The organism is Blastopirellula sp. SH421 (genome assembly GCF_057808535.1).
In genome coordinates, this window is sequence record NZ_CM173712.1 from 1464415 (window position 1) to 1476779 (window position 12365).

12 protein-coding genes are annotated in these 12365 nt (G+C 55.5%); all 12 read right to left on the reverse strand.

Annotated features, from left to right (window positions below; all coding sequences use genetic code 11):
* Positions 1-56: 56 nt before the first annotated feature.
* The 12 genes from SH421x_RS06025 to SH421x_RS06080 all read right to left on the reverse strand — a co-directional run bounded on the left by SH421x_RS06025 (position 57) and on the right by SH421x_RS06080 (position 12359).
* A complete protein-coding gene (locus tag SH421x_RS06025) occupies positions 57-1118 on the reverse strand; it encodes a pyridoxal-phosphate dependent enzyme (protein WP_488854500.1) in 1062 nt (353 codons plus the stop codon).
* A 25-nt stretch (positions 1119-1143) separates the two neighbouring features.
* Positions 1144-1962 carry an SDR family NAD(P)-dependent oxidoreductase gene (locus tag SH421x_RS06030; protein WP_488854501.1) on the reverse strand — a complete coding sequence of 273 codons (819 nt, stop codon included), beginning with the start codon at positions 1960-1962 and terminating at the stop codon, positions 1144-1146.
* Positions 1962-2870, reverse strand: a complete 909-nt coding sequence (locus SH421x_RS06035) for a succinylglutamate desuccinylase/aspartoacylase family protein (protein WP_488854502.1) — start codon at positions 2868-2870, stop codon at positions 1962-1964. Before SH421x_RS06035 ends, SH421x_RS06030 begins: the two co-directional genes overlap by 1 nt.
* Complete coding sequence (locus SH421x_RS06040; protein WP_488854503.1) at positions 2870-4549, reverse strand: sodium:solute symporter family protein; 1680 nt, start codon at positions 4547-4549, stop codon at positions 2870-2872. The genes SH421x_RS06035 and SH421x_RS06040 overlap by 1 nt, the downstream gene beginning before the upstream one ends.
* Positions 4550-4564: 15 nt before the next feature.
* Positions 4565-5473: a dihydrodipicolinate synthase family protein gene (locus tag SH421x_RS06045; RefSeq protein ID WP_488854504.1), complete on the reverse strand. Its 909-nt coding sequence runs from the start codon at positions 5471-5473 to the stop codon at positions 4565-4567.
* Positions 5474-5537: 64 nt separating this feature from the next.
* Positions 5538-6803, reverse strand: coding sequence for a sialidase family protein (locus tag SH421x_RS06050; protein WP_488854505.1), 1266 nt, complete (start codon positions 6801-6803; stop codon positions 5538-5540).
* A gap of 19 nt (positions 6804-6822) precedes the next feature.
* Positions 6823-7230 (reverse strand): hypothetical protein, encoded by a 408-nt coding sequence (locus SH421x_RS06055; RefSeq protein ID WP_488854506.1) that lies wholly within the window; start codon positions 7228-7230, stop codon positions 6823-6825.
* A gap of 70 nt (positions 7231-7300) precedes the next feature.
* Positions 7301-8221, reverse strand: a complete 921-nt coding sequence (locus tag SH421x_RS06060) for a DUF1559 family PulG-like putative transporter (protein WP_488854507.1) — start codon at positions 8219-8221, stop codon at positions 7301-7303.
* 84 nt (positions 8222-8305) lie between these two features.
* Positions 8306-8968, reverse strand: a complete 663-nt coding sequence (locus SH421x_RS06065) for a GntR family transcriptional regulator (RefSeq protein WP_488854508.1) — start codon at positions 8966-8968, stop codon at positions 8306-8308.
* A gap of 77 nt (positions 8969-9045) precedes the next feature.
* Complete coding sequence (locus SH421x_RS06070; protein ID WP_488854509.1) at positions 9046-10140, reverse strand: exo-alpha-sialidase; 1095 nt, start codon at positions 10138-10140, stop codon at positions 9046-9048.
* A gap of 177 nt (positions 10141-10317) precedes the next feature.
* Positions 10318-11403, reverse strand: a complete 1086-nt coding sequence (locus SH421x_RS06075) for a dipeptidase (protein ID WP_488854510.1) — start codon at positions 11401-11403, stop codon at positions 10318-10320.
* On the reverse strand, positions 11400-12359 hold the full coding sequence (locus SH421x_RS06080; RefSeq protein WP_488854511.1) for a 3-hydroxyacyl-CoA dehydrogenase family protein: 960 nt from the start codon (positions 12357-12359) through the stop codon (positions 11400-11402). Before SH421x_RS06080 ends, SH421x_RS06075 begins: the two co-directional genes overlap by 4 nt.
* Positions 12360-12365: the final 6 nt, after the last annotated feature.

Sequence of the window (12365 nt, forward strand, 5' to 3'; positions counted from 1 at the left end):
AATGCAGTTGGCGGTTCGCATCGAAAACGATCCAAAAAGAGGAGGGGGAGAGTCGTTTAAGGTCGCGGGCTCACATGGTAAAGCTCTTGGAACTGTTCCAGCGAAATCGTCGGACAATCGGCTTGTTCTAACATCGCATCGATCGAAGCGAGATCTTTGAATCCGGTGCCTGTAACCAAGCATACGATCGTCGCATCCGGCCAAACGTTGCCGGCGGCGATCGCCTGTTTTAAACCTGTCAGCGGTACGGCGGCGGCAGGTTCTGCAAAGATCCCTTCTAGGCGAGCTAAGTCGCGTTGCGACTCGTAGATGAGGGGGTCTTCCACCAGCCATCCGGTCCCTCCGCTTGCACGACAAGCGGCGATTACTGCATCTCCGTCAATTACCGAAGCAACCTGGAGTCCGCTGATTTTGGTGGTGCAGATGGTGGCTTGGGCATGATCTAAACCGTCGCGCAATGGGCCGGCGATCGTGTTATTGCCGCTTGGTTGCACGCAATGGATTTGGGGAGTTGCGTCAGGATCTAGCGTTGAAATCGCGTTACGAAATCCGCGAGCGACAGCCAACGTCAGTCCCCCTCCGCCTGCACAGGAGAAAATATGATTGGCTTGTTGGTTGATATCGGCAAGTTGGGTCGCGATTTCGCGGCCAATCGCCTCGACGCCGCTCATCCCGATCGGACTATAGTGATAGGCGCTGATTTGAAGTTGGGCATCAGGTTGATCTCCCAGTTGCTGCAACAAATCGAAGGTCGCCTGGGTGATCTGCGCGTCATGGCCGAAGCCGTGGATCTTTTTGATATCCGCGCCATAGGCCATCATCTGTCGCAACTTGCCTGAAGGCGCCCCATCGACTACTGCAATCATACAATCCATCCCTGCCGCCGCAGCATACGCGGCCAGCGCCGAGCCGGTGTTGCCGCTAGAAGTGGCGATCACGCGTCGTTTGCCGTGTCGCTGCATGTCAGCAATTGCCGCTGCAGCAAAACGATCTTTGTACGATCCGGTTGGATTGACTGTTTCTAGTTTGAAGTACAGATTCTTCAGCCCCAGTGCAGGGCCGATGCGCTGCGAACGGACGAGCGGCGTATTACCTTCACCAAGCGTTAGATGTGACATCGTGGGTGGGTTCTGCTGAGCCAATTTAGGAGGCAGGGAAATCTTGGGGGAACTGTCGCTGTTTTAGCGAATAGGGAGTCGCCTGATGGAACCAGCCGCCGTCGATCTCAATGCAAGCGCCGGTCATATAGCTGGCGTCATCGCTTGCCAACATCGCGATCGACCGTGCGATCTCGTCAGCTTGTGCAAAGCGGCCCAGCGGAATCATATCTACCGCATAGTTTTGCAGGAGTTGGCTGATGTTTTCTCCATCGGTACTGATATAATCCGCGCTCAACTCTGTATTTACCCCGCCCAAATTAAGACTGAGTACACGCACGCCGACAGGGCCGTACAACGCGGCTAATTCATACGTCAGAGAGTCGAGACCTCCCTTGGCGGTGACATAGGCGGGACAAATGCCGGGCGCCAGCTTCGCTTGAATGCTGGAGATATTCAAAATCACGCCGCGACGGTTTTTTTCCATCGCGGCCGCACACCATTTGGCGAGAAACGCGGGCGCCGTCAAACAGATTCGCAGCGTCTTGTCCCACTCGTCGACTTTCATCGTTCGCATTGTGCCGATATTCCGCCAAGCGGCGTTATTGATCAGCACGTCGATTCGCCCAAATTGGTTCAGACAGCCCTCGACCGCAGCTTGGGCGAAGTCGAGATCGCTGAGGTCTCCGGCGCAGATCATGGACTGCCTGCCGAGCGATTGGATCTCTGCGGCAATCGCTTGCAGCCGTGCCTCGTTCCGAGCGATCAGCACGCAGTCGTGCCCGCGACGCGCGAACTCCAACGCTGTTTCAGCCCCCAAGCCTTGTGATGCGCCAGTAATTATTGCTACGGGACGATTGTGCATTAGGCATCACCTGTATCCGTGGGATCCTCTAGAATCACGGCCAAGCAGTCGCCGGCATCGACAGCCGGTAAGACGCGGCGCGTGATCAAGCGGCCTCGCTGCGTGGCGAGTATCGGCGTTGGCTGTAGGGTCAGCGGATCATAGATGCAGCCGATCTCATCACCGGGAAACAGCATCGTATTGAGTGCTGCCATACCTTCAAAGTAACCTGCCACCGGAGCAGGATAGTTGATTTGCAAATGCCCACTGGCCTCGCGAGTATCTTCGATTACATAACGCTGGATCTCGATCGGTTGCGGCGGCTCGGCGAGCATCTTGAGCGCGGCCATCACTTGCAAACAGCCAGCGACATAGGCGGCGACGCCGTTAGGATTGCAGCCTCCTCCTCCGCCCCATTCGGCATAGATCGCCGGAACGTTGGCGTCGCGAGCGGCAGAGAGCGAGCGGCCCTCTAGGCTTGCAGAAGTTCCCCAGACAATCGGCATTCCAAATGCATGGGCCATCAGTCGCTGCTTTTGAAGGGTCTCGGCCTCGGAGACCAGCATATAGCCGACCAGTGGAGAGATCTCGAGCGCTAGGCCGCCGGTGTGCAGATCGATCAAATAGTCGGCGGCTTCAATCAGTCCGTTGACCGCATCGGCAATTTGTTCGGTCGGCTTGCCATTGTGCGAGCCGGGGAACGTGCGGGCAAGATCCAAGTGGTCCGGTCCGGTGCGACTACGACAAACGAACGCCGGATAATTAGCGATCGGAACCAGTGTGACAATCCCACGCAACTGGCGCGGATCGATCTGCTCGGCCAAGCGGCGAACAGCGGCGATCGGTTCATACTCATCGCCATGGATGCCGGCCAAGATCAGCAGATGCGGACCATGGGTGGCGCCAGCGATTTCAATGGAGTGCAGCATCAGCCAACCGAAGTATCGAGAATGGAGGAGGGGGAGCAATTGGCCGAATCGAGTGCTGGGTCAGGTTCTGTTGATGGTTCGGCGTGACGCGGAGCGATCGTATGGATGGTCAGACCTTTCAAGGAATGCTGCGGCAAAGGAATGATCCAGCTCACGGCATATCCCACAATCAGGCAGGTCAGCGTGCCGGCGGCGCCTGCCAAGTAGACGTGGAGCGACGAGTCCAGTTGCACATACGCGGTCGCAGATGCTCCTGATGCGAGACCGATCAAAGCACCGATCCAATGGGCGCGTGTGGTGAATACCGCCAGCAGAAAGATGCCGGAAAGCCCGCCTCCCAGCATGCCGAGCATCAAGTTGAAATAGTCGAACAACGACGTGATGTTCATGACTGCCATTAATAACGCCATCGAAGTGCCGAGCAGGCCAATCATAAGCGTTATCAAGCGGGCGACCCGAATCTCGGTCGCCGGTTGGGCGGGGCCTGCTAGGCGTAGCCAAAAGTCATTGACCACCGCTGAAGCAATGGAGTTCATGCTAGAGTCAAGCGAGCTCATCGCGGCGGCGAAAATTGCTGCGATCACTAGCCCCGCGACACCGGCTGGAAGTTGATGCATCACAAACCAGGGTACTATCTGATCGACATTTTCAGGCACCGCGACTTCTGGCTGTTGTTGATAGAAGGCCCAAAGCGACGTCCCAAGCAGCAAAAACAAAATTCCGGTGGGAATAGTCATCAGGCCGTTCAGCCAAATGCTACGTGCAGCCGATTTTTCGTCCGGTGTGGTCATGTAACGCTGGACGACTGTTTGATCCGTGGTATAGGCGATCAGATTGATAAAGAAAAATCCGACCACCAATACCCAGGTCGAAGGTTCGCTGGGAGTTGTCGACCAGGTGAAGATCGTCAGCTTGTCGGCCGAACTGGCGATGTCGTACAACGGCGCTGGTCCGCCGATAGCGAAGATCGAGACTCCCAAACACAGCAGCGCGCCGCCGATGAGCACGATCACCTGAACGACATCGGTCCAGATCACCGCTTCGATACCACCGAGCACCGTATAAATCGTCGCCAGCGTCCCCATCAAGATCACTGCGACCAGTACATTGCAGCCGGTCACCGCCGCGATGGCGACGGCAGGAAGCAACAAGACGATTCCCATTCGTCCGACTTGGAACGCGATAAAGATCAAGCTCGCAATCAAACGGACCGATAGATGAAATCGCTGCTCTAGATACTGATAAGCGGTCTGTACTTTGAGTCGCCGAAACAGCGGCAGATAGCAGTAAATGATCAGCGGAGCCATAAGCAGCGTGGTCCAGCCGCCGACAATCTTGGTCCAATCGCCGCCGGGAGTAAACGCAATCGCTGGGACGGCCATGAAGGTGATCGCCGAGAGTTGCGTGCCGTAGATCGAAATTCCCGCCGCCCACCATGGGATGCGTCCACCGGCCAAAAAGTAGTCTTCTCCCGTTGTTTCACTGCGCGAAAAATAACCGCCGATTCCGACCATTGCAGCCAGATAGAGGATCAGTACGCTCCAATTGAGCCAGCCGAAGCTCGGAGCTGTGACCAAGGAGGCGACTTCGGCGGCCGATTCTTGAGCGCAAGCGATACCAGCCGCGCTGGATAGCAAAAGCGGAACAAGACTGAGAATCGTGGATTGGGAAGACTTCAAAATAGGCTCCGTGGTTTAGCTCGATTGCGCGACGGAGAGTTGCAGTTCGTTGTCAATCAAACGGCGGATCGTCGCGTGACCGAGCAACTGCTCCTCTTCCGCGCTGGTCAACTGAGCGTAAGGCGCTGGGGCCATCAAGCCTGAAACGCCGAGCGCGTTTAAGATACTGGTCACGGCGCCAAACAGTTTGTTGGCGCGAGCAAGCTCTAGGAAGCTGCATAGATCGCTTTGCAGTTCGGCTGCTGCTTCCCATTGACCTTGATCGGCCGCATCGGCCAAGGCGCGACTCTGATTGGGAAAGATCGCAAACAGTCCGTCCAGATTGTCAGGCACTCCCAGGCGAATCAGGTCCGCGACACGCTCTGGCTGCGCAGGAACAATACGCGTTTGTCCGCCAAAGCGTTCCCACAGATCGGTCGTCCACTGCCAGTCGCGCGTACACTTGAGACCATGCACGTTGGGGTGGGCGATGACCTGCTCAATTAATTCCATCGAGAGAGCCGTGCCGGTCAGCCCGGGCAAGTCGTACAGGAACAACGGCTTGTTAGCGGCGTCGGCAAGTTGCAGGTAATAGCTGAGCAGCTCTTGCTCGGTGAACTTCATCAGGTAGGGAGTGAGGATTACGAGTCCGTCGACCGGTTGACGTTCGGCGATTCGAATCCGCGCCAAAGTACGGTGATAGCTGGCGTCCCCAACGCCGACCCAGATTTCGGTCCGTCCACTGGTGATGCTGACGCTTTCGTTCACCAATTGCTCGTAGGTCGCATCGGTCTGCAATTGCATCAGCCCCATCGTACCGGCGACCAACAGACCATCGATGCCGGCGCTGATTTGTGCTTCAATATGTGCGGCCAAGCCTGCGACATGAAGATCTCCATTGGAATGGAGAGGAGTGCAAATAGCGGAAATTAGACGCGTATGCATCAGAAAGTTTGCTTTGCTGTTCAGGGTTGCGAAATTCATTTTAGGAGCGGGTAAGAGTCAAGCCCTAGTTTTGCGAGACCGCTAAGCGGAGAAGTGCAAATTCGCGTTGGGTATAACTTTGGTGTGCTCTGGGATAGGTCAGGATCAACTCGCCGCTCTCGCGATCTTCCATCAGATGAACATGCGACAGGTCGAGTCTGCCTTGGCTTTCATCCGCTTTCAACTTTTGATCTACAATGACCACGCTTGACCGAATCAATTGCAGTGATTGCGGATCGACCTCGCCGATCACCAGCGGAAATCGCGGCAGGTTGCCATCAGGATTTTCGGGCGTGATATTGCCGACCCAAAAGATGCGACCGCTGCTGTGACGCAGCAGCACCGACATGCTGCTCGGTGAAAAAAAGCTTGTGCCATCATCATACTGCCAGCGCTGCGGTTGGCTCCAGGTTTCGCCTTCATCAGCTGAAATTGCGAACCATTTGGTCGCTGCGATTTTGGCGTCATGCATATTGCTGCCTCGCATCACCATTAAGATTCGCCCATCGGGCGCTTCGACGATGGTGGGTTCGATCAGGCCGCGACTGGTCAGAGCGGTATCACCAACCACGCGCTGTGACATTTGCCAGGCTAGTCGATCCTTGGTGTTCCAGTCGCCGATCAAGACGACTGCTTCGGTATAGGTATGCGCCTTGGGCGGTTTGTAAAGTTCGCCGGCCTTGTCCAAAACGGTCATCTGCGCCGGAACCAGCACGCGACCAGAACGCGTGACGATGGGTGCGCATCCATTGTCTCCCAGATAAATCGCATTCTTGCCGATCCAAAGGTCTGCAAAGGGATGCTGTGCATCGAAGTCGCCGACGCTTACGATCGGATCATCGCACAGCCAGCTTTTTTCGCCATCGGTTGAGAGGCGATATCGCAGGTAGTAGGTCTTTTGAGCGATCGGGGGTTCGCTGATGGTTGGATCAAGTTCTGGGGTATCGAGTGAGTTGACGATCGAGATCACGCAATTGCGGTTTTCATCAAGCGTTGCCGTGGTCGGATTGCGACGAAAGCCTGGAGTTAAGCCCTTTGCCAACGCCTGATGCGAGCGAATCGGCGACCAGGTTGCGCCGTTGTCATCCGATTGCCAACTTGAGCTGACTAAGCGATTCCGTTTTGTATCGGCATAAATTGCCCGATAGTAAGGTGAGGCCGTGGCGGAGATCTCTCGACTGACGACCGAAACGCAAGGAGATTTTGGTTCTTCGGCAGTCACGCGGTCTGCTCCTAGCAGAAGCATGCCGATAGTTGCGACGGCGCAAAACTGGTGGGCGAGAGTTTTCATCGTAGCGATTCTGTACGGGTTATTTGAGTTCAAAATCGAGTTCCTTTGGCGAATCACCCAGACTGACCGTGAGCGGATCAATTTTCGACTTGGCGTTGTACTGGGGTGGTAGGATCTGGCGACGTTGTTCCACCACTTGGCCGGGCTCACTGACCGGCATGTCTTCTCCCTCGAAGCCTTCGATTTGGATTTGATAGGTGCCCGGAGTTAGCGCGAACCTTCCCGCAAGTTCGTAGCTGCCGTCTACGACTTGCGCGATGCGAACTGGCGCATCAACGCCGGCCGCAGGGACAAAACGAACGAAGCCGTCGCCGATAGGTTGCCCTTGATAGGAGACCGATCCTTGAATCGGAATCATATTGGGATCGCCAGAGCTACAACCGATGGCAAGTAATACCGCGACGGCGGTAGGGAAGAGTGATTTCATGACTAGCAAAACCTCCAACAGCAGAGTAAACGAACTATGAAACGCCAAACCGGATAAGCGAATTCAACGTTTAGAATTCTGCAATGACTTCACTTCCCTTGATGGTCGTTAGATCCAGCAGGGTCGAAAGTTGAATGGTTTCGGGGATATAGCGAACCGAACCATCGGCAAGCATCGCTAGGCATCCGCCGGGATGATAGCTCGAGGGACCATTGAATGCGTCGCTGCCAGAGAATGCCCAGCCGCTGAGATTCGGAAAGTTAGCGTTAATCCCGCCCGATGTTCCCATTCCACCGCTATACACACCCCAGGCCCAGACGCGATGACTGCCTGGTTTGTTGCCGACGCTCTCGGCGAAGGCCAATGTATTGGTAGTCCCGTCAATAATATCGCGAAAACCGTTCTTAGAATTCAGGAAGAAGAGGCCATCTTTTCGGTAGCCGATAGAACTGGTTTGATTTCGGGCAACCGTCCCATCGCGACCGCTATGCGCCACCGGAACATAATGTGTCGCCCAGGCGTCGTCGTCACCGACGATACTGCCGGTGTAGCTGCAGCCTTCGTCTTGCGGATTGCTGGGGCACAGATAGGCTTCGATGCGAGGTTGATATTTTCCAAAATTGACGGCGTCACCCAGTCCGGCGTTAAAGTCGATCGTATTGTAAATCGCTTGCTGTTCGATAAACGGCAGTAGTGCGGTTAGGCCTGTCTGGGAACGATAGGTTTGCGGATTGGTGATCCCTGTCGATCCTTCCACAGCGCCGCTGCGTCCGTAGGGGAAAACTTGATGCGTGTCGTGATAGTTATGCAGAGCCAACCCAAGCTGTTTTAAGTTGTTCGAGCAGGACATGCGCCGCGCCGCTTCACGGGCCTGCTGCACTGCCGGCAGCAACAAAGCGATCAAGACGCCGATAATGGCGATAACGACCAACAGCTCAACCAGCGTAAAGCCAGCCGCACGACGTCGATTGAGGAATCTGATATCCAGCATGAGATCTGTCTCCCGAGCAGGTAACTATGGAAAAGAAATAATGGGAAAAGGGGCAGGTGCATGAGATAGAAATCGAATCGAACTTTATTTAGGCTCTCCCGTTGCCGGAGCAGACATGTGATGCTCCAACAATTGAATCGCTTGGTCTGTTTCGCCGCCGATGATCAGACGGCAAAGTTCGTGATGATCGTTCAGTGTTTGTTGACGCTTACTGCGGACCACATCGATCGTATCGACCGGCGAAAGGTTGAAGATCAACTGGGCCGAGTGCGAATACATTTGAATCAGTCGCGAGTTACCCGACAAAGCGACTAACGTTTGGTGGAACATGAAGTCTGCTTCGCAAAAGCCAAGTTCGATATCGGCTTCATGCAACCGTTGCATCGTTTCATACATGTCGGTGAGCGGCTGAAACGCTCCTTTTTTTAGTTGTCGCGCGGTGATCAACTTGATCGCGCCCGACTCGAGAACGCAGCGGGCCTGCATGATTTCTTCAAGCTCGAAATCGCCGAGAATCGGAGCAAAGAAGCCCCCCTTTTCTCCTAGCGTTAGCAGCCCGTCATGCTCGAGCAGCACAAGCGCTTCACGCAAGCCGCCGCGGTGGACTTCTAGTCGCTCTGACCATTCCACTTCCGGCAGTCGCGAACCTGGCGAGATTTGCCCGCAGATCAACATGCGTCGCAATACGTCGTAGCATTTTTGCCGCGCCGAGACGCGGACAGGATTAGGATTTTCGGCGGTCGCCATGTTTACTTTCCTGATTGATCAAAGGCGTTGCGGCGAATGCGAGTTGCGCGACGCGTTGTTAGGCTGTTCGCAGTGGCCTACTTTGTTGTTTGGTAGAGCCAGTCCAGCGAGAATTTTTTGAACTTGGTTTCAAGTCCCTTTTTGTTCATATCCCAATAGGAGATCAACACGTTGTCGTCGACAAAATGGATTGCGGTGTAGCAGTACCAGCCTTGAGGATCTTTTTCGAGCGTCTGCTGATGCGTCCAGGTTTGGCCTTCGTCGCTGGAGATGGCTACCGAGAGTGGTGAGCGCTGCTTGCCGGGGTTGTCGTTCCAGATCAAAATTAAATCGCCGGTAGAGGGAATCCGTTTGATCGATGCCGGAGCCAGCGGACTAGCAAAATTCCAGGGCTTCAATGGGCTGATGGTCTCGCAGCCGTCGCTGGAGTAGCCATAGACTTGGGATCCACCATCGGCGCGGCTCCAGAATAAGATGCGTCCGTCATTGAGTTCAACGACACCTGGTTCTTGAGTCACGATTCGGCGACCATCTTCGCGCGTCGCGGTCAGCGTCTGTTCGCCGCGGCGCCAGGATTTTCCGGAGTCGTCCGAGAGAAAGCAAACCAGATCCGCCGGGCCTTGCCACTTGCCATCGCGGTAATGACTGGCGGCAGGCGCGATCAGGCGACCCGATTTGGTTTGAATAATGCGATCGTTGTTTACCACAAAATAATTGTCTTCGCCTGGCATGCAGTCGGTCGGTTCGCTCCAGGTCGCTCCTTCATCACTGCTGGTTCGCATTGCCAAGCGGCAATCCTTGATCGAATGCTTGACCAGATAGAACAGCGCAATCCGGCCATCGGCCAAGCGAAGCAACGAAACCGACATGTCATTTTCTTTGCCGGTCTTGGGGACAAGCGGCTCATCGTTCTCTTCCCAGGTCGTTCCGCCATCTTTGGAGACGCAACTTGCCAAATAGCCAAGGGCGTTATCGCCGTGTTGTTTGCCTTGAAATCGGGTGTAGATGTAAAGAATCGACCCATCTTTCCGCGTAACAAACGCTCCTTCTGAATTTCGAGGATTGTTGGGGCTGACCTCTTGCACCAGAACCGTTTGCGGTGCATCGGCCAGCAACGCCGAACAGAAGCAAGTGACAGCGAGAAGACTAATCGGCAGGATTCGCGAGGTCATCGGGATCTCCGTGGAAGTCAGGCGGGCATTGGGAAGGATTGGTAGAGTTCTTCGTCTGTTCTTTATGTAGTCAGAATACAGCTAATTTTGTCGACAGCAATAGTTTGGCCAAAAAAAAGCCACACCGCCTGTATGGGGGTGTGGCTTGGGGCATGTTCGTGTTTTTCGGAGTCTGCCTTAGTTATTGGGCAAATTGCTTAGAAAAAGTCGCACATAGTTGCCATGGAAGATCGCATCGAGATCGGCATTGCTGTAGCCACGGCCGGCCAATATTGTCGACAAAGATTGCAAGTCAGCGATCGATTTCAGGTCATACGGCGTTTGCTCGGTGCCGAAACCGCCGTCAAGATCACTGCCGATGCCGACATGGCGAACATTACCGGCGAGTTGGCAAATGTGGTCAACGTGATCGGCGGCCGCAGCGATCGAAACCGACTTGGGGGAGCTTTCGCCGCGAACCCAGCCCGGAAGCAGCATCCACGCGTCAAACGCCATCCCGATCACGGCGTCACGCTCGATCAAAGCACGGATTTGATCGTCTGAAAATTGCCGATCACCAGGGACTAGTTCTCGACACATATTGTGACTGGCCAAGACTGCGCCGGGGAACAAGTCAAGCACTTCAAAGAACGCCGGCTCTGAGCAGTGGGTCAAGTCAACGATCATGCCGAGTCGCGCGAACTCTGACAGCAGTTCACGACCAGCCGCCGTTACCGGACCAAAGACGCCGGTGCCGGGGGCGTAAGGGCCTTGTGCGTAATGTGAGAGCGAAACGCAACGGAGCCCATGATTCCACCAAAATTCGGCTTGTTGCGGCGAATGAATCGGATCGGCGCCTTCCATTGCGAGGATCAGGCCGATCGGCTCGGCAGGATCCTGTAGAGCGGCAGCCAAGTGGTGCTGCAAGTCGCCGGCTGTCCGCAGCAGTTTGATTGCCCCCAGCTTGTCTAGCATTTGATAGTAGGCCAACTGCCCCATGCCGGCGGCGTGAGCGATCGTTTGATTTTGGAAATCAAGATCGATCCGCGAAAAGCCGGGGGCGGGACAAACTTCTGGTTTCGATCGAACCAGTACAGTACCTAGGCAGACCTGGATGCCGGCCTGTTTCATCTCGGGGAGCGTCACGGTTCCGCGGCCACGCGCCGGATGATCGGTCATGTGCGTTTCGTGACGGCGCATGTCGTCCAGCGACTGCGTCAGGTCGCGATTCCAATGGAGCGCATTCCAGGCAAGATCAAGATGTGCGTCGAAGATCGGTCTCACGCGAGATCCTTCATAGTAGATTGGGTGGCCTCGGATAGTTGGCGGGTTACATGAACATTTTCGACCAGCTTAGCCCGCCAGGCGGCGGCTTCTTCCGCGGTGTACGAATAAAAGCCACGTCCATTGGTGACTCCCCGGGCGCCCGCGTCAATCATGGCTTGAAAGCTGGCAGGCGTATCGGTCGCTTGGCTCAGTTCAGGAAATAGCCGTCCCATCGCTTGGGCATAGGCAGGCAAGCCGCTGAGATCCATCCAACGAAACGGCCCGGCGACATTAGCCCAGACCGAGATCGCGTTAACGAACGCGCGATCGATCGTATCGACGTCAGCGACGTTGTTTTCTAACAGCCAGAACGCCTCGCGATACATCGCGTACGCAAGGCGATTGACGATGAAGCCAGGAACGTCGCGTTGTACGATGGTCGGATCTTTGCGTAGCTTTCGACCGAGCAGAGCGGCTGTCTCAGCGGTTATGTCATCGGTTTGCGTACCGCGAATCAGCTCCAAGAAACGGGTCAAATGGCAAGGTTCGGCCCAGTGCATCCCGATGATCCGCTGCGGAAATTGGCAATGTGCTTGGAGTAGCGAAATCGGCAATGCCGAGGTATTGCTGGCGATCGGCGTGCTGCGGGAAAGGATTTGCTCCAGCGCTGCGATGGTTTCCTGTTTAAGGATGGGCTCTTCAGGGATGCTCTCGATCACAAAGTCGCAGTCGCAGAGCGATGAAAGATCGGCAGTCGGTCGAAAGTGGGGCTGCCAATCGGCTGGGATTTTTGCGGCGTCCGCCGGATGTCGGGCGAGTTCTGCGAGCGCCGTCGCAATGTGATCTTGAGCGGCGGCGAAGCATGCAGGATCAATGTCGTAGGCGACCACTTGAAGGTTGTTGGCCAACAGGGAGGTGCAAATCCCGCGTCCCATCAGACCGAGGCCAACGACGCCGACCGTGCGAATGTGCATTACACG